Origin of the sequence: Lonsdalea quercina subsp. quercina (genome assembly GCF_000688695.1) — a bacterium.
Taxonomy (GTDB): domain Bacteria; phylum Pseudomonadota; class Gammaproteobacteria; order Enterobacterales; family Enterobacteriaceae; genus Lonsdalea; species Lonsdalea quercina_D.
Window position 1 is genome coordinate 43,279 of sequence record NZ_JIBQ01000007.1, and the last position, 17,771, is coordinate 61,049.

12 protein-coding genes are annotated in these 17,771 nt (G+C 61.2%); all 12 read right to left on the reverse strand.

Going from position 1 to position 17,771, the window contains the following annotated elements; translation table 11 throughout:
* Window positions 1–2: 2 nt before the first annotated feature.
* Entirely contained in the window at window positions 3–1,034 is a 1,032-nt protein-coding gene (locus tag SB13_RS07990; protein ID WP_026739841.1) for a FecCD family ABC transporter permease, read from the reverse strand.
* Window positions 1,027–2,040 (reverse strand): FecCD family ABC transporter permease, encoded by a 1,014-nt coding sequence (locus SB13_RS07995; RefSeq protein ID WP_051619079.1) that lies wholly within the window; start codon window positions 2,038–2,040, stop codon window positions 1,027–1,029. The genes SB13_RS07990 and SB13_RS07995 overlap by 8 nt, the downstream gene beginning before the upstream one ends.
* Window positions 2,037–2,948, reverse strand: coding sequence for an ABC transporter substrate-binding protein (locus SB13_RS08000; protein ID WP_026739843.1), 912 nt, complete (start codon window positions 2,946–2,948; stop codon window positions 2,037–2,039). Before SB13_RS08000 ends, SB13_RS07995 begins: the two co-directional genes overlap by 4 nt.
* Before the next feature lies 1 nt (window position 2,949).
* Window positions 2,950–4,851 carry an IucA/IucC family protein gene (locus SB13_RS08005; protein WP_200873532.1) on the reverse strand — a complete coding sequence of 634 codons (1,902 nt, stop codon included), beginning with the start codon at window positions 4,849–4,851 and terminating at the stop codon, window positions 2,950–2,952.
* A gap of 2 nt (window positions 4,852–4,853) precedes the next feature.
* Window positions 4,854–5,633, reverse strand: coding sequence for an HpcH/HpaI aldolase family protein (locus tag SB13_RS08010; protein ID WP_026739845.1), 780 nt, complete (start codon window positions 5,631–5,633; stop codon window positions 4,854–4,856).
* Window positions 5,627–7,489: an IucA/IucC family protein gene (locus tag SB13_RS08015; protein ID WP_026739846.1), complete on the reverse strand. Its 1,863-nt coding sequence runs from the start codon at window positions 7,487–7,489 to the stop codon at window positions 5,627–5,629. Before SB13_RS08015 ends, SB13_RS08010 begins: the two co-directional genes overlap by 7 nt.
* A 43-nt stretch (window positions 7,490–7,532) precedes the next feature.
* Window positions 7,533–8,963 (reverse strand): DHA2 family efflux MFS transporter permease subunit, encoded by a 1,431-nt coding sequence (locus SB13_RS08020; protein WP_026739847.1) that lies wholly within the window; start codon window positions 8,961–8,963, stop codon window positions 7,533–7,535.
* Entirely contained in the window at window positions 8,953–10,170 is a 1,218-nt protein-coding gene (locus SB13_RS08025) for a type III PLP-dependent enzyme (protein ID WP_036151570.1), read from the reverse strand. The genes SB13_RS08020 and SB13_RS08025 overlap by 11 nt, the downstream gene beginning before the upstream one ends.
* On the reverse strand, window positions 10,163–11,947 hold the full coding sequence (locus SB13_RS08030; RefSeq protein ID WP_026739848.1) for an IucA/IucC family protein: 1,785 nt from the start codon (window positions 11,945–11,947) through the stop codon (window positions 10,163–10,165). Before SB13_RS08030 ends, SB13_RS08025 begins: the two co-directional genes overlap by 8 nt.
* A gap of 73 nt (window positions 11,948–12,020) precedes the next feature.
* A complete protein-coding gene (locus tag SB13_RS08035) occupies window positions 12,021–14,120 on the reverse strand; it encodes a TonB-dependent receptor (protein WP_026739849.1) in 2,100 nt (699 codons plus the stop codon).
* Window positions 14,121–14,218: 98 nt separating this feature from the next.
* Window positions 14,219–15,595: a diaminobutyrate--2-oxoglutarate transaminase gene (locus SB13_RS08040; protein WP_051616517.1), complete on the reverse strand. Its 1,377-nt coding sequence runs from the start codon at window positions 15,593–15,595 to the stop codon at window positions 14,219–14,221.
* A 368-nt stretch (window positions 15,596–15,963) separates the two neighbouring features.
* On the reverse strand, window positions 15,964–17,379 hold the full coding sequence (gene ygjG / locus SB13_RS08045) for a putrescine aminotransferase (RefSeq protein WP_026739851.1): 1,416 nt from the start codon (window positions 17,377–17,379) through the stop codon (window positions 15,964–15,966).
* Window positions 17,380–17,771 lie beyond the last annotated feature (392 nt).

Sequence of the window (17,771 nt, forward strand, 5' to 3'; positions counted from 1 at the left end):
CCTCAATGGCGTTGTTTCAACAACAGATACAGGAAAAACGGCGTGCCTAACGCCGAAACGAAAATGCCCGCCGGTAAGTCCAGCGGCAGGAACAGCGTACGCCCACACAGGTCAGCCAACAGCACCAGACCCGCGCCGCAAATGGCCGTCATGGCGGCCTGTCCGGCGAAGGCGGGACCGACCAGCCGCTTGGCGATGTGAGGCGCGATAAGTCCAACAAACGCCATCGCCCCGCCCCAGGCGATGGCCGTTCCAGCCAACGCTACACTGACGGCCAGCAGCCCGAGCCGTATCCACTGCACGCGGACGCCGATCCCCTGCGCCAAATCATCGTTGAGCTGCTGCGCCGTCACATGCCGCGCAACGCCCATCCACAGCGGAACGATCGCCAACAGCCAACCGGCGAGCGTGCGGGTCTCCTGCCAGCTGGCGGCGTAGACGCTGCCGGTCAACCAGACATAAGCCGATAGCGTGGTCGTCAACGGACTGAAAACCAACAGGAAGGTCGTGACGGCCGTCAGCAGCGCCGAAACGCCCACGCCGGTGAGCACCAGTCGCTGCGGCGAGACGCCCGCCCGCCAGGCCAGCAGATACACCGCCAGCGCCGCGACGGCGGCGCCCGACATGGCGGCAAGCGGCAAATAGCCCGCACCCAGCGCCATCGTCGGGAAAGAGAGAGCGCAGACCGTGGCGGCGCTCGCCCCGCTAGTGATACCCAGAATATCGGGCGAGGCCAGCGGATTGCGGATCATCGCCTGCAACAACAGGCCGGAAAGCGCCAGCGCGCCCCCCACCAGCATCGCCAGCAGGCTGCGCGGCAGTCTCAGTTCCGTCACGATAAAGGCGATACCGTCCTGTCGCCCGTCAGCCAACGACTGTAACGCCGCCCAGGGCGACAGCGGGATCTTGCCTAGACAGAGCGACAGCAGCAGCAGGCCCAGCAACGCCACGCAGGCGATCAGCAGACGAACCGCCGTTGAGACATTGATCTGCCGGGAAAAGCCGCGGCTACGCAGAAGCAGGACCTTATCCATGCTGACCTCCCCGACGCAGTAGAGACAGGAAGCATGGCGCGCCGAGCAGCGCGGTCATCACCCCGACCGGCACTTCTTGCGGCATGATGACGACACGCGCCAGAATGTCCGCCAGCAGCAACAGCGCCGCACCCAAGAGCGCGCATCCCGGCAGCCGCCAGCGCTGGTCGACGGGAAAGAGCCGTCTAGCAATATGGGGGACGACCAGACCGATAAAACCGATATTGCCCGCCATCGCCACGGCGCTGCCCGCCAGCACCACCACCAATACGCACATCATCAGCCGTATCAAGCCGGTGCGCTGCCCCAGCCCACGGGCGATCGCCTCGCCCGCGCCCAGGACGTTTACCTGCCCCGCCAGCAGCAGCGAGGCCGCCAGCGCGATAAGACACCCCGCCAGCAGCGGGCGAACCATCGTCAGATCGCGATCTGCCACCGACCCGGCCAGCCAGAACAGGACGGTATCCAGCCCCTCTTGGCTCACCACCAGAATCGCCTGACTGAATGCCGCGAACATCGCCGAGATCGCCGCACCGGCCAGCACCATGCGCAGCGGGTTGAGCCGCCCCTGCCCCAGCGTGCCGGTCAACCACACCAGCCCGCCGGCCAGCGCAGCGCCCGCAAAGGCCGACCACTGCCCGAGCTGTAACGACGCCGAGGGCAGCAGCGCCGCGCAGACAATCAGAAAAAACATCGCCCCGGCATTCACGCCGAACAATCCCGGCGACGCCAGCGGATTTCGGGTCAAGGCCTGCATCAGCGCCCCTGCGACGGCCAGACTGCCGCCGACGACGATGGCGATCATCGTCCGCGTCAGCCGTGTCGAGGTCACGATGCTGTGACTCACGTTCATGACGTCCGGGTCCAGAAACGCCGCCGCCACCTGTGCCGGCGGGACATACACCGGCCCCACCGTCAGGCTGAACAGTGCCAGCAGGAAGACGAGCAGAACGCAGCTCGCCAGTGCGATGACACGATAACGCTCCTGTGCGTTGCCCCGCCTCATGATGCGCCGCCTTGCGTGACCCGTTCGACATCCTCCAGTATGCGCTGCGCGCCGAGAATACCGCCGGACAAACTCCAGGTGACGCCGTCTACCCGCCACACCTGCCCCCGCTGTGGAGCACGCATCTGCCGCCATAGCGGGTGCGCGATAACCCGTTCGTAATGACGCAGGGCGGAAGCGCGTTCCGTACGCAGAAACACGAAGAAGATATCGGCGTCCACGACCGGAAGACTTTCCAGATTGGTGAGTTTGAGCGAGACGCCCGGCTGCGCGCGGCTGGCCTCGCTCCAGCCAAACCCCAGCTCGGTGAGCACCGACCCTGGGAAGCTGGCGGGCAGATAGCTGCGAATGTGATCCTCGCGAATATCCAGCACCGCGACGGTCGGCGGCCACCGACGGCCAAACTGTGGTTGCAGCCGTCCTTGCAACTGCGCCACCCGACGTTGCCAGTCCGCCAGCAATGCCTCTGCGGCCGCCTGCCGTTGCAGCGCCTGCCCCATCGCCAGCACCGTTTGCTTGAACTGATAGATCTCATCCAGCATCGTCACCGGTGCGATACGCGACAGCAGCGCGGAGATCCGCTGGTGCCGAAATCGGGATGCGACAATCGCCTGCGGGCGCAGCATCACGATGTCTTCCAGGCTAGGCTGCGTCTCCAGCCCGACGATCGGCACCCCCGACAACGCCGGGCGCAAATAGCGGTAGGTCGGCTTCTCACTCCAGGACTCCACCACGCCGACGGGCGTAATACCCAGCGCCACGGCGGTGTCCGTCGCCCCCTGAAACAGAGTCACCACCCGAGGTTCAACCGTTTCGGCCCGCGCCAGACGCGGCCAGTTCAGCCCCAGCGGCAGCAAACCCAACGACAGCCGCAGTACGCTGCGGCGAGAAAATTGTCGGCGATGCACGTTAGCGGAAACCTCTTTCTAGCTGAACAAACGGGTTCACCACCTCGCCTTTGCCAAATGGCATGCTGCCCGGTCCGCCAGCGCGGGCGATGGTCGGGGTGATCAGCAGCTTCTGCGGCCAGGTTTCGCGCTCGAACAGCGCATCGTGCAGCATCTCCCGCATCTCCGCTTCCACGATCACCTCCGCGATAGCCTGCTCGATCTCGACGCGCAGGGTACGCCACAACGTGGCGGGAGCGATGGCGTAGACGGCGGCCAGCGTGTCGATGATGGCGCGCAGGTTGACCTGTATCCCCAGCGTTTGCAGCCAGAACAGCAGGTCCTGCAATCGTTCGTGATAGAGCGTGTTGGCGGTGTTGCCGGGCTTGAGGCGGTAGAGCGGGTCCTGCATGCCCTGCTTATTTAGCGTCGGGACGTGGATACGCAGCGAGTCATGGTCGCGCAGCAGTAGGCCATGCGCCCGCCCCGCCTTCCAGACCAGCACCGCGTTTTGACCGTGAATCTCCCCCAGCATCCCCAGCCGGAACAGGCGGAAATTCAGCGTGAAGAAGCAGCGGCACAGCTCGGCGAACAGCGTCAATACGTTCTCTTCGGAGACAGGCAGCGCACGGTAAGCCAACCAGTCGTCGAAAAAGTGGCGACGGCTGTCGGGCAATAACGTGCCCAACGCCGCCATCGGCAGCAGTCGGCNCTCCGCATCCTGCAACAGCTGAGGCGGATAGCGGCGCACCATCGCGGACAGGTGGCGCGGCGCCTCGTCGAACAGCGTCGCCTGCGGCGGCATGAAGGCCCACCAGCGTCGTTCATCGCAGAGGAACAACCGTGCTTTTAGCTCCTCGTCACGCGCCAGCGCCTCATGCAACAGCGCCTCGCTCAAGTTGCCATTAATCATTTTGACGGCGGGTAAATAGCGCGACGCGCCCAGCGAATAGATCGCCATCGGCAGCTTCAGGTAATCCGCGCTGGCGAAACCGGGCGTCATGGAGCGCAACGACGAGGTCGGCAACGCCCCGTCGGATCGAAACGCCAGCCGACGGCAGCGCCCATCGTGCAACGCATCGCCCAAAAGTTGATCCAACACGTGCGCGTCCTGCCAGGGATGAACCGGCAGCGCCACGTGACTTTCGTCCAGTCCGCGATCCACCAATTCGTGGGCCAGCCGGAGGCGATCGTCCGCCGTCAACAGATAGTCCGCCGGGGTTTGCCGAGGAAGCTCCTCAATCCCTTCGCCGCACAGCAGGCAGTTGCGGGCGACGGCCACCCAACACAACGTCACTGGCCGGGCGAACTCCGCCACATAGTGCTGATAGTCCTGTGAATTCAGCCCCTGCTTCGCCTTGGCGGTCGGGTGATACGGCCGGTCGCGCAGCGAGGCCCACTGCTCCATGATATGAAAGAAGTCCGCATTATCGCGCGTCAGCAATTCATCGGTCTCGATACGGTGTGATTGCGACAGCGCCGTTTGCTGCACGCTGGTTTCCAGCGCTTCGAGGAACAGCCGCTGTCCCTGCGCGTTTTGCTCCGACGCGCCCTGAGCGGCGAAGACCCAGCGCATGAAGTCTTCCGGTGACAGCGCCTGCCACTCCGCCGTTTCAGGATCACCGACATAGACCGCCGATAGCGGCGCTTTCTCCCACGCCTGAGTGATTCCCGGCCTGAGCGCCACCAGCAGCGTCATCGCCTCCGGCGGTTGACCGCGCCACAGCCACAGGCGCGCATGCTCCGACGAAGACAGGCAAGCGCTCAATGGACTGGGGTGACCGTACTTCTGTCGCCACGCGGTTTCCGACAACAGCGTGAGCGCCTCCGCCCCGAAAAACTGCTCCGCCAGCAGGCAGTCGATCAGATCCTGCATGACGATCTGTTCCGCCCGCAGACGATGAAAGGACAGTGACGTTTCCATACTTAGACTCCCTTATCCGACGAAAATGTGGTGGCCAATCTGGCCTGTAGTGCGCGAAAGGCGATGCCACGTTCATCTCCCAGAACAAATGTGCCGACGCCGCGCTCGCGCCAGCGTTCGAGGTCGCCCGACTGGCGTGGAATAGCGCAATAGGGCACGCCCTGCTGTTGCGCCGCCCGCCATACCGTCGTCAGCGCGTTCTGGACCGCCGATTCGTCGATGCGCCACGGCATCCCGAGCGACTGAGAGAGATCCGCCGCGCCCTCCAGAATCATGTCCAGCCCCTCGACGGCGGCGATAGCCTCCGCCTGCGCCACGCCCGCCCCGCTTTCAATCATCGCGACCAGCAGGATTTCCTGGTTAGCACGGCGTACATACTCCGCCAGGCTCTCCTTGCCGAATGCGCCGGGACGGCCTGCGTTCAAACTCCGAACGCCCCTGGGGTGATAGAAGCAGGCGGCCACAGCCTCCCGCACCTGCTCCGCCTGCTCCACCATCGGCAGCNCGATCCCCTGAGCGCCGCCATCCAGCAGGCGCAGCATGGTTTTCGGGTCGCCATCGGCGACGCGCACCAGCGGCGTCAGGTCATAAGATTCCGCAGTGCGGATCATATTCTCCACCGTTTCCGGGTTTATCAGCACATGTTCGGTGTCGATAATCACAAAGTCGAAGCCCGCCTCCGCGATCAGCTCTATCGACGCGGGCGAAGGAATAGAGGCAAACAGCCCGTAGGCTGGCGTTCTCGCCGCCAGCTTGCGTTTCAACGCGTTGACTCTCAGCATGAGGACGGCCTAAAGGGATAGAGCGGATTCGGCACCGCTTTGAAGCGGCGTTCGCCGTCGCCGAACAGACGGCGCTGGGTGAGCGCTTCCACCTCGTAAGTGGGCGCGAACACGTCAAATAGGGCATAGCGCGAGCGGTGCTGCGGATGCGCGGCCTGATAGTCAAGAATGACGTCGGCGGTCATTCGCCAGAAGCGCGACTCATCCAGGCCATAGTGCTGACGTAGGAAGATCGCCATTTCCGCCAGACAAATAAAGAAAAAGGCGTCGCAGGTGAAGTCGCGCACCGCGTCGACATCGTCCGTCAGAATGAACGAATTGCGGTTGATTTTGGCATGACTGGGGGGCAATGGCGCCAGTTCCGGACAGCGATCCGGCCGCGCCAGATGCTGCGGCGAGTAGCGTACGCCGTCGTGAAAGTCTTTGAGTGCGATACGCTGCGGCCAGCCGTCGCGGGCGATGAGCACAATGTTCTGACCATGCGACTCCATACCGATCCCCTCAGCGAACAGCATATGCACGATCGGCAAAACCGTGACGTTGAGCAGCTGCCGCGTCCAGTTCTCCAGCCCGTGCTGCCGTATCCAGGTGTCGATAAACGGAACCGGCTCCCCTTCGCTATAGCGATTTTCGACATGGCTTAACCCGTTGAACGGGATCGCCTGCTCCCCCGGCTGCAAATAAGGGTGAATGCTTTCGCGCCACAGCGCGCCGAGCACGCCATAGGTCTGCGCGCTGCGGCTGGCGGGGTGCTGACGGGTATCCAGACTCACCCCGGCGATTTCTCCGAGGATGACGAATTTCATGTCACGCGCGGTCTGATCGCTTTCGATCAGCTGCTGCAACCAGTCGGTGATAATCGGCCCGTTCATGACCGTGTGGCGGGCCAGAATTCGGGTGCTGGAGGTGTTGGTCATACTCAGCGACAGCTTGACGTAAGGCCGGGTGCGGACCGACCGGTTCGCCAACGTGCGGATCGATTGCTGCGCCTGCCAGCGGTCTGAAGTCGTCCCCAGACAGATCAACTCGCCGCTGACCAGCTCGGTATGACAGGCTGGCAGGATCACATTGCGCCACTGCCAGGGATGCGCCGGGATCAGCCAATAATCCTCCAACCGTTTTCCCTGCTGTTCCAGCCGCTCCGCCCAGGCTCGCCGACAGACCTCGCCAACTTCTTCGTCCAGAAAAGTGACCAAATCCAGACGTGAGGAATGATTGACGGACGCCAGCCCCTTTGCCACGGCCAGCCAGACCAGCGAAATCGGTTCTGCGAATTCCGGTCCCCACTGCGCGTTGTCATCCAGCGTGAAACCGATGCGGGATTTGTAGCAGGGGTGGTAGCTGTGGGCGTCCATGAAGTGGCGCTCCAGCGCGTCAAAATCCAGCCGATGCGGCTCCGCGACGGGCGGGTAGGACTGTGCGCGGGACTGCAAATCTTTCAGCTGCGTCTGTTCCAGCTCCTGGACGAAGCGAGCCAGACAGGCCGGATCTTCGCTCTCGCTCAACAGTTCGGACAGCAGCTGATGCAGCGACGGGATCGCGACCTCACCGTCACTGTCGAACCGGCGAAGGCTGGCGTAGTCCAGTCGAATCAGGTCGAAGCTGTCGCTGAACAGACCGGTGCAACGATATTCCACCGGGCGGTTTTCCGCGTCGCGGCCCTGAATCACGAACAGCGACTGCCCGTCATCACGCGGCGTCCGCCGAAAGGTCAGCACCTCTTCATACAACAGCGTTTGCAGCAGTTGCCCGACCACGCGCTGCACCACCTGCTGGTAACGCGTCTTATCCATCTGCAACAGCCACTGACAGTCGGCGGCGTACGCACGCTGTCCGGTGGGTAACGATGTCTCCATGAGTTTTACCTTTATCCGTTGACGGTTAACAAAATCCTTCGCTTCAGTGCGGCTCCCTGTGCGGGGCCAGCAACGCCGCCGCCTCGTCCGCCGACGCCTCCGCGCGGGGGAAACGTAAAGCGCACGGCAGCGCCAGAAAAATTAACAGGCCGGTGGCGATAAATGTTTCGCCGATGGCCGACGACCGCAAGGACGCCAACGCCGCCCCGCCGCCGTTCATTCGCCATTCGAGGTAGAGCGCGGCCACCACCATCGCCAGCGAGGCCGCCAGCCTGCGCGCGATGTTGTTCATCGCCGCGCCCTGCGTCACCAGCGCATCCGGCAGCACGTTCAATCCGGCGGTGGTCACCGGCATATAAGACAGGCCCAGCCCCGCGCCGCGCAGCACCATCAGGACGAAGACCACCCAGAGCGAACTCTGCGGCCCCAGCAGGCCCAGCCCGCAGGTCGCGAGACCGGTCAGCAACAGACCCGTCGCGACCACGCGTGACGGCCCGTGGCGATCCAGCAGACCGCCGCCGATCCGCCCGAACAGGCTGGCGCTCAGCGCGGTACACAGCAACGCCAGACCGGTGTCGATAGCGCTGTGGCCCAGCACCAGCTGCACCAGCAGCGGCAACAACACCAAACACTCAAACATGCCGACGGACTGAATCACGGTGATCGCCACGCTCAGGCGATAGCCGCGCAGCCGGAACATGCGCACATTCAGCAGCGGCTCGGCTTTCCTCCAGGCGCGGCGCGTGAACAACGTCAGGCTGAGCGCCGCCAGCGCGAGCAGCGCGATATTCAGCGGTTCAGACAGCGCGGAGATCTGATGCAGACGGCTGGTCGCCAGCAGCAACAGACCGATACCCACGGCGATCAGCGTGTAGCCCTTGGCGTCAAACGCCGCCTTCGCATTAGGGGGCATCGTGGGTAATACCCGCCCCCCCATCAGCAGCGCCAGCAGCCCGAACGGCAGATTGACGGCGAACAGCGCGCGCCAGCTGAACACCTCCAGCAGCAGCCCGCCGCACAGCGGCCCCACCGCCGGCGCCAGCATCACCACGGCGCTCCATATCCCCGTGATGCCCCCTCGCTGCTCCCGCGGATACACCGCAAAAATCAGCGTCAGCGACAGGGGGATCATCAGGCCGCTGGCGATACCCTGAGCCACGCGCGCGCCGATCACCCCGAACATTGACGTCGCCATCGCGCCGGCGAGCGACCCCGCAATAAACAGCGTCACGCCAATGAGATAGAGCCTTTTATGTCCCCAGCGCGCACCGAGATATCCGGTCAGCGGCATGGTCATCGTCATGCTGACCATGAACCCGGCGACGATCCACGTCGCCAGCAGCGGCCCGACGCTGAACGCGCTCATAAACGCGGGCAGTGCCGGGTTGAGCGCGCTGTTGCTGAGGCTGACCGTGATCGTGCCGAACAGGACGTTGGTCACCACCAGCGCACGAGAGCGGGCGCTAGCGCTCATGACGCGCCTCGCCCTCTTCGGGGGCGGACACAAACCACTGCGGCGGACGCGGATGGCACAGGAAGTCGGCGTGAGAGATGTTGTAGCCGTAGGCCCCCGCCATCGGCAGCACCAGAAGATCGCCGATGCGGACATCGGCCAGTCGACGGTCTCGGCTCAGGACGTCTTTGGGCGTACACAGCTGTCCGACCACCGTCCACGACTGCCAGCGCGTCGGCGCCCGCACCTCCTCCGTCAGATGAATCACCGGATGATCGTGCCCCTGAGCGACCGGCAAACGAAACTGGTGCGTGCCGCCGCGGCAGACCAAGAATCCCTTGCCGTGGCTGACTTTCGCATCCAGCACCTCGACGACGTAATAGCCGCAGTAGGCGCTGATGAACCGCCCCGGTTCGAAGCGCACCACCGGCGCATCCTTCAGCGCGGCCAACCGCTGCGCCAGAAAACGGCACAGCGACGGCCAGTCAAACTGTTCCGCGTTGAGGTAGTCCACGCCGATCCCGCCGCCCACGTTGAGATGCGAGATCGTCTCCGGCTGCCGCGACAGCGCTTTCCAGCGCGGCCAGCGGCTGAGATAGAAGTCCAGCAGTTGGTGGTGTCGCTCCGCCTGAAGCTGATGCGACATGGCATGGACGTGGAACCCTTGCAGCCGCAGATGGCTGGCGTCGTCAACCGCCGTGACCGCCGCCGCCAGTTCAGACTCGTCGATGCCGAACGGCGTCGGCTTCCCCGCCATCGCCAGCTTGGTGGTCAGCCCGTCGGACAGCTGAGGGTTGATGCGAATGAACACCGGTTGCATCCGCCCATGCCGCTGCGCGCAGCATTGCAGGCGGCGGATTTCGTGCAGGCTCTCCACATGCACCGCCGCCACCTCGCGCTGCAACGCCGCATCGAAGTCGGCATCGAGCTTGCCCGGACCGGAAAAGACGAAGGGCCGCGGCGTAGCGCAGCCCGCCACCCGCTCGATTTCGCCGCCCGAGGAGATCTCAAACCCATCAACCCACGGCGCGATCGTGTCCAGAATCGGCTTCTCGCTGTTGGCCTTGATGGCGTAGTAAAGCTCGACGCCGGGCGGCAGCGCGGCCGTGACGGCCATCACATGGCGTCTTAGCGCGGTCAAATCGTAAACGAAGGCCGCCAGCGGGTCGGACTCCTGCTGTTGCAGGCGGCGGATAGCCGCGACGACGTGGGACGGAAGCTCAGTCATAGCGCCCCTCCTCGTGCCAGGGCGTAGGCAAGTTAACGTAGCCCGCCGCCCGGTCGGCATCGGCGGAAAGCCGCACTTTGAGATTAGTTTTACAGGCGATCGGATGGCCCTTAATCAAGGCTTCCAGCTCGGGCGCAGGCGCCTGAAACTCGCTCAGGATTGCCTTCAGCTGGTCACGCACCCGCTGCCACATTTGCGGCGCCAGCGCCGGGCGTTCGTCGCTTAGCGCCAAGACGGCTTCCGACAGATGATTCACCAGCAGGCAGTACTGAATGCGATTCCAGCCCTGCTGGCGCGAATAGCGTAGCGAAGCCCGGACGCGGGGATGCACCTCGTCGCCAATAACCCGCATGCCGTACTCGTCGGTTAACTTCACGCCCTCGAAGTCCCGCAACAACACCTGATGCGGCCGTCCCTGCCGGTGCACCAAGACGCTATTTTGCAAGTGCGGCTCCATCACCACGCCGTGGTTGAAGAACAGCGCCAGCACCGGTCGCAGCAGCAGCGACTGGTAGTAGTCGAACCAGCGCAGCAGGCTGTGATCGTCAAGCGGATGCCCATAGTGCGCATGCAGGAAGGGGTGGATCAGCGGGCGCAGATCCGTGCCGCGAGCGAACAACGTTCCCGCCATCAGGCTGTTTTGCGCGCCGGTACGGCGGCAGAAATTCTCTCGCAGAATGGCGCCGGTCTGCTCTCTAAACCAGTGGTGATCGCTTTCGCTGGCCGTCGCGGGGCTCCAGCTCAGCACGCCCGGCTCTCTGGCCGCCACCAGACCGCCCAACGAGTCTGGCTGTCGCGCCATCAGGTCGGCGAACAGGCGGTCAATCAGCACCGTGCTTTCCAGCTCATACCAGGCATTTTTGCGGACACAATTGGTGATACGAACGTTCAGCGAACCTTTGATGAAATAGTCGTGATCGTCGAGGTACCAGGTGCGGATCGAGGCGGTTGGACTGGCGACCCGGCCGCTGGCGCCCAGATCGCGGATTTCGCCGTCGCGCAGCCGCTGCTGCACCCGTTCGTCCTGCATAAACAGCCTTGCCTGCACCGGATGCATACAAATGATGGCCCGGTCGGCACCTGCGTGGCGCTGGTCGGCGAACCCGTCCAGCACCTGCTCAGACGTGAGGCCGTTAGCGCCAATGTGCAACCCGTCCTTCGGCACCTCGAACTGGTGCAGCGCCGCACGGGCCTGAAACTCGGGCGCCCACGGCGTTTGCCCCAATTCGCTCGGCCACAGCCGCGCCTTGGGCGCAGGATGGCTGGGATGGCCGAACCACAGCCCCTGTTCACTGAGCAGATAGTGGCTGAGAGGCGAAGCCGCCGGGCGACGACCATTGTGCGCAACAATCGCTTGCACCAGCTGTTGGCTCTGCGCGATTTGAGCCTGCAGCTCGGGATTGCAGCGGCCGCCCCAGGTTTCGCAGGCGGTGAGCAGGTCCGCGACAAAGCGGTCGAACACCGGACAGTGCCAACATTCGCCCGGCAGTTTTAGGTAAACGTCCGAAAGATAATGCTGACTTCCGAGGCTATCCCGGCGGTCAACCATGACAAACAGTTCCCGTTCCGCCGGGAGCCGGATCGTCAGCGGGATCCCCCGCCAATCGGCGCCGTCGAAGTAAGCGCCGGGCGGGATACCGCGCATATCATCGGGCCAGGTATAACGAACATGGCCCTCCGGAATGGCGAACTCTTTAAGCAGGCAGTTCAGCAGGCCGTGTACGGCCGCTTTTTCGCCCGTCATTCTGGATAAGACGGCGTGATCGAGGTTATTCATCTCTGCTCCATAAGTGGTGCGATCGTCCGGGTGCCTCTACCGTGGCGAGCGTTTTTTCATCCTGAAAAGCGAGTTAGAAATCGACGCTGTACCCCAGCGTGAGGGTCCTCCCCCGCCCGGAAAAGTAACGATCGGAATTCACAATCGCGCTTTGCGAGTAGTAGGTGATGTACTCTTTGTTAAACAGGTTGGCCACGGCCAGCTTGAGCTTGCCGCGCGGCAGCGCATAGCCCACCGCGGCATCGACCAGCAGGTAACCGTTGAAGTCTTTCTCCGCGTCGTCCATCGTGCGGTCGAACGCATAGTTGGCCTGGATGAAGGACGTCCATTTCGGCGACCAGGTGGCGGCCCAGCTGGCGGTCAGGCGATCCGGCGGCACATTCAGACCATCAAGTTTGCCATCAAGACTGCCGTTGCCGTCGCTGTCGTAGCGGCCGCGGATGTGGGAATAGCCCACTTTCAGGCGATGATCGTCGTTGACCTTGTAGCCCAGCGTCGCTTCGATGCCGTCAATGCGGGTTTTCTGGCGTTCGCTCTGGTAGGTACCGTTCACGTCCACCACGCGCTCGCCCAGTTTGGAGGAGGATTCGTAGTAGCTGACTTCAAGGTCGAACGGATCTTGCTGCACGCGGAACCCGGCTTCGATGTTGTCGGTGACGATAGGCTCCAGCGGCACCTGGGACACCGACTGTCCGGCGGTGCGGATACCGCGCAGCGTACGCCCTACGTCCGGAATACCGAATCCTTGTGAATAGTTGGCGAACAGGCTCAGCGGCTGGTAAGGCGTGGTCCAGACCGCGCCGACGTTATAGAGCGTTTTATCGAAGTCCAGCTTGCCGCCTTCAACATCGACGCCGTTGTTGGCCGCGACGGTGCGGAAACTGTCGATATCCAACTTGGCGTATTCGTAACGCACCCCGGCGGTGAGCTTGAGCGAGTCAATCGGCTGGATATCCAGCTGGAAGAACGGCGACAGATCGGTGTATTTCATTTCCGGCGCATAGGTACGCTGGGTCAGCCAGAGATCTTGTTTACCCTGATCGAACAGGGTGTCGAAGCCCAGCGTGGCCTTAAGGTAATCGTCCCAAATATCGTCTTTGGTCAGCGCCAGCTTGCTGCCATAGCGGCTGGAGACGACGCGCGACTGGTCGTAGAGCTGGCCATTCGGCGCCAGCGCAGGATCCTGGAAGGAGGCCGACCGGTCCGCGCCAAACAGGGATTCGTAGTTCTGGTAATAGACCAGCGCGTTGAATTTCATGCCGCTCAGATTGTAATTGTCATACGTCGCGGAGGTGGTCCAGACGCTGTTCTGCGGCGCATCACCGACCGGACGCCCTTTTTCCGAGGTGGTTGCGATACCGTTGTCGCGATCGCCGGTCACGCTCAGGTAGTTCATTTTTCCTTTGATCTGATAGCGGTTAAAGCTGAGCTGGACGCGCTGGTCGTTATCCAGCCAGTAGCCGACCTTGGCGAGGATGTCGTAGGCGCGTGAGTCCATCAGATCGCCCTGCGTGTTATCGACCCCAATCGCCCGATCGTCGCCGTCCAGAAACAGTCCCTGATCTTCGTAGCTGAGCGAGAACAGGTAATCCAGATACTCCTGACGACCGCTGAAACCATAGGTCGTTTTGTAGTTCATGGTGTCGCCTTCCAGCTGCGACGTCGGCGTCGTGGCTTCCACGCTGAAATGCTGGCTGAAGGAGTCCGGCGCGGGGCGTCGGGTGATGATATTGATGACCCCGCCGGTCGCGCCGATGCCGTTGCTGGCGCTGGCGCCGTGGATCACTTCGATACGGTCGACCATGGAAAAGTCGATGGTGTGCATTTCACGCCCCGTGGGACGCAGCGGGTTCGACTGGGGGATGCCATCCACCAGAATTAACGGCGCGCGACCGCGGAAGGTTTCGCCGCTGCCGCTCATTTTCTGGCGGCTCGGCGCCATCGACGGCAGCAAATTGCTCAAGATTTGCGACGAGTCGGAGGTCAACTGACGCTGCTGTTCAATCTGTTCTTTCGAAATAATCGTGACGACCTGCGGCGAGTCCTTCTTTTCCGTGTCCGTTCGCGTGGCCGTCACCACCAGTTCGTTATCATTGTTGGCGACGCTGTCCGCCGCATTGGCCTGCGACCACAGCAATAACGGCGTTAACGCATAAAATGCCCGAGCCTTCATTCAGTTGACCTCGTGATGTTTTCCCAGAAATACGGCCCGACCTTGGGACGGTGCCGGAAATGTCGCGTCGGCCTGCATTGCCGCCCGCGTATAAATCGTTATGGGCGGGCGATCGCCAACGCCTCGCCAAGCGCCCGCTCAAAGCGCGCAACAGCGATTTCACACTCCGTCGGTGAAATCGTCAGAGGCGGCAGCAGCCGTACCACGTTGCCGTGGCGGCCGCCCCGCTCCAGCAGCAGACCTTGCTGGAAGCAGCACTGTTGGATCGCCGCCGCCAACGGCGCATCGATGGGGTAACTGCCGTCGGAGGACGGCGGCAGGCGCTCGTCCACGATTTCAATCCCTAACATCAGACCGCGGCCACGGACCTGTCCCAGGCAGGGGAAGCGTTGCTTCAGAAAAATTAGCGCCTGCGTCAGCCATTGACCGCGCGCAGCGGCCTGTTCGGGAAGCCGGTCGCGGGCCAGGATCTCCAGCGTGGTTTTCCCGGTCGCCATCGCCATCTGATTTCCGCGGAACGTGCCGCTGTGCGCGCCCGGCTGCCAGGCGTCGAACGCACGACGGATCCCCAGCACCGCGAGGGGCAGCCCGCCGCCGACGGCCTTGGACATGACGATGATGTCTGGCTCGATACCAGCCTGCTCGAACGCGAACAGAGTGCCGGTGCGACCGAAACCCGCCTGAACTTCGTCCACGATCAGGACGATGCCGTACTGCTGAGTCACGTCTCGCAGCGTCCGTAGCCAGCTGTCCGGCGCAGGATTGACGCCGCCTTCGCCCTGTACGGCTTCCACGATCACGGCGGCGGGCAACGGCATTCCGCGCTCCACGTCGGCGATAAAATCAGTGAGGTAGTGATTCAGTGCCTTCACGCCCGCTTCACCGCCAATCCCCAGCGGGCAGCGGTAAAGGTGTGGGAAAGGCAGGAACTGCACGCCGGGCATCAGGTTCTGTAACGGATCTTTCGGGCTGGTATTGCCGGTGACCGCCAGCGCCCCGTGCGTCATTCCGTGATAACCGCCCGAGAAGCTGATAACGCCGCCGCGTCCGGTGAAGGTTTTAGCCAGTTTGAGGGCCGCTTCAACGGCATCGGCGCCGGAAGGACCGCAAAACTGCAGACAGTAGCTATCCGCGCCGCCGGGCAGCAGCGCCAAAAGCGTTTGGCTGAATTCGTCTTTAAGCGGCGTGGTGAGGTCAAGCGTATGCATGGGTAAACCGGAGAGCAGGAAATCCTGAATGCTGGCGACCACCTCGGGATGATTGTGACCCAACGCCAACGTGCCCGCGCCGGCCAGACAGTCGAGATAGTCTTTGCCCTCCACGTCCGTCACCCATGCGCCGCGCGCTTTGGCGATCGCCAGCGGCAACTTTCTGGGGTAACTGCGCACGTTGGATTCCATCCAGGACTGACGCGTCAGGAAGTCTGAATTTTTTTGATTAAGATGCCGACTCGTTGCCAACTGCTGCTGTGCCATCCTTCACCACCTCCTGTGATTATTTTGGATGACAACGATTATCATTAACAATTAGAAGACACAAGTGTTATTTTCTTGATGTAAAACTGATTAAATCCTTACAAAAGGCAGACTTAAACCATCAATATGTTGATGATGAAGTAACTTTTTATCGAAAAAGTGCGAAGTCAGAGGGGAGAGTGAGAAGTGTAAATATCGTTTTTTGTGGCGGCGGTCCCAAAAATCATGTTTAAAAAAATTGATTAAGATACGCGAAAAACAGATAAGCTAGTGAAAATAGCATGATCTTTTATGTAAAAAGCCAGCCTGTATACAGGCTGGCTTGGGTCCCGGTGCAGCCCTAGGCCGACCTTATGCTACAGGGATAATCACATGGCGAATTCCGTGTTCGCGGAATCCGTTTCAGCTTCCTTTTCGCAGGCCGCTCGCACGTTTTCCAGCGCGCGTTCCGCTTCCGCCAGAATCTGGCAGCATTGCTGATGCGTAATCGTCAACGGCGGCTCAATGCGCACCGATTTCGCATTGTTTAACGTGCCCGCAACCAGTACGTGACGTTGGAACAACTCGCTAGCGAACGCGTAACCAATCTCGTTTTCCTGGAATTCAAAGGCCAGCAGCAGCCCCTTTCCTCGCGCCGCCAGAATCAGGTCTGGATATTTAGCCGCGAGTTTTTGCAGCCCGTCCAGCAGGAACTTGCCCTCTTTGGCAGCCTGACCCGGCAGATCGTCTCGCAGCAGCACATTGATCGTCGCCAACGCCGCCGAACAGGCCAACGGGTTGCCGCCAAATGTCGTGGTGTGTAGGAATGGATTTTCAAATAAGACGGAGAACACTTCTTCCGTGGCGACCGTCGCACCGATCGGCATCACACCGCCGCCCAGCGCCTTCGCCAAACACAGAATATCCGGCTGTACGCCATAGTGCTGGCAGGCGAACATCTTACCCGTGCGCCCCATCCCGGTTTGCACTTCATCCAAAATCAATAACGCGCCGATTTCATCACAGAGCGCCCGAACGGCGGGCAGATACTCTTCCGGCGGCAAAATCACCCCGCCTTCGCCCTGGATAGGTTCCAGGATCACGGCGGCAATACCTTCACCGTCCTGCTGGCATTGTTGGACCTGCTGTTTCATCGCGTCAATATCGCCGAACGGAACATGGTGGAAACCAGGCACCAGCGGCATGAACGGTTCGCGGAACATTGGTTTCGCGGTAGCCGAAAGCGACCCTAGCGATTTTCCGTGGAATGCGCCGTTCGCGGCGATAAAGCTGAATTTACCGTGGGGAGCCTGATAGGCTTTCGCCAGCTTCAGGGCGGCTTCCACAGACTCCGTACCACTATTGCTGAAGAAACTGTATTTCAGTTTACCAGGAGTGATGGCGGCCAGCGTTTTCGCCAGCATGCCACGCAGCGGGTCTAACAATTCCTGACTGTGCAACGGCTGTTTTGATAGCTGTTTTTCGACTGCGGCCAGAACGGTGGGGTTACGATGCCCGACGTTGAAAATACCGTAACCGCCCAGACAATCCAGATATTCGTTCCCCTGCGTGTCGAGCAAAGTGTTGGCGCTGTTGGAGCGCCATTCGACAACGCCGTAACCTCCGTCTGAGGTGACTGATTTTCGATACTCAAGGAAGCCCGGATTAACGTAATCGCGGAAAGCGTTGAGAGTTTCTTTATTTAGCGTTTCCATGTCTTGCTGACTAAGGGTATCGCTCATGATCCATTCTAATGCCTGCTGAGAACACTCTAGCGGGTTAAGTTGAGAAAAGGGTCTGGACAAAATGCGCTCCTTATTAAACGGGTATCACGTGATACCATTATTAGTAATGCACAAAACAAGCCAACTAGCCACCCCTTTATTTTCTGAACTTTATGCTGGATAAAGGCTATTTTTCGATAACAAATGTAAGACCACTGCCAATTCAAAAAATAAAATTCCTATAAAATACATAAAGTTATATTTAGGTAAAACACAATGGGTTTAATTGCACGCTTTGAGTGCAAAATAATTTTTCTCGCCCTAACAAAGGGCAAAATGAGATCTCAATACCATTTTTTAATGACCCGACATTCATTTAATTTCAATAGTTATATTTACAAGATAAATAATGATGATCGCGCGGAATAATAATGGCCATTTCGCTATATCAGAATATTTCTCCGGACAACATC

What these genes read in the sequence shown, in the direction of transcription:
- SB13_RS07990 (WP_026739841.1), bottom strand. Translation starts at nt 1,034, where the DNA reads ATGGATAAGGTCCTGCTTCTGCGTAGCCGCGGCTTTTCCCGGCAGATC.
- SB13_RS07995 (WP_051619079.1), bottom strand. Translation starts at nt 2,040, where the DNA reads ATGAGGCGGGGCAACGCACAGGAGCGTTATCGTGTCATCGCACTGGCG.
- SB13_RS08015 (WP_026739846.1), bottom strand. Translation starts at nt 7,489, where the DNA reads ATGGAGACATCGTTACCCACCGGACAGCGTGCGTACGCCGCCGACTGT.
- SB13_RS08020 (WP_026739847.1), bottom strand. Translation starts at nt 8,963, where the DNA reads ATGAGCGCTAGCGCCCGCTCTCGTGCGCTGGTGGTGACCAACGTCCTG.
- SB13_RS08025 (WP_036151570.1), bottom strand. Translation starts at nt 10,170, where the DNA reads ATGACTGAGCTTCCGTCCCACGTCGTCGCGGCTATCCGCCGCCTGCAA.
- SB13_RS08030 (WP_026739848.1), bottom strand. Translation starts at nt 11,947, where the DNA reads ATGAATAACCTCGATCACGCCGTCTTATCCAGAATGACGGGCGAAAAA.
- SB13_RS08035 (WP_026739849.1), bottom strand. Translation starts at nt 14,120, where the DNA reads ATGAAGGCTCGGGCATTTTATGCGTTAACGCCGTTATTGCTGTGGTCG.
- SB13_RS08040 (WP_051616517.1), bottom strand. Translation starts at nt 15,595, where the DNA reads ATGGCACAGCAGCAGTTGGCAACGAGTCGGCATCTTAATCAAAAAAAT.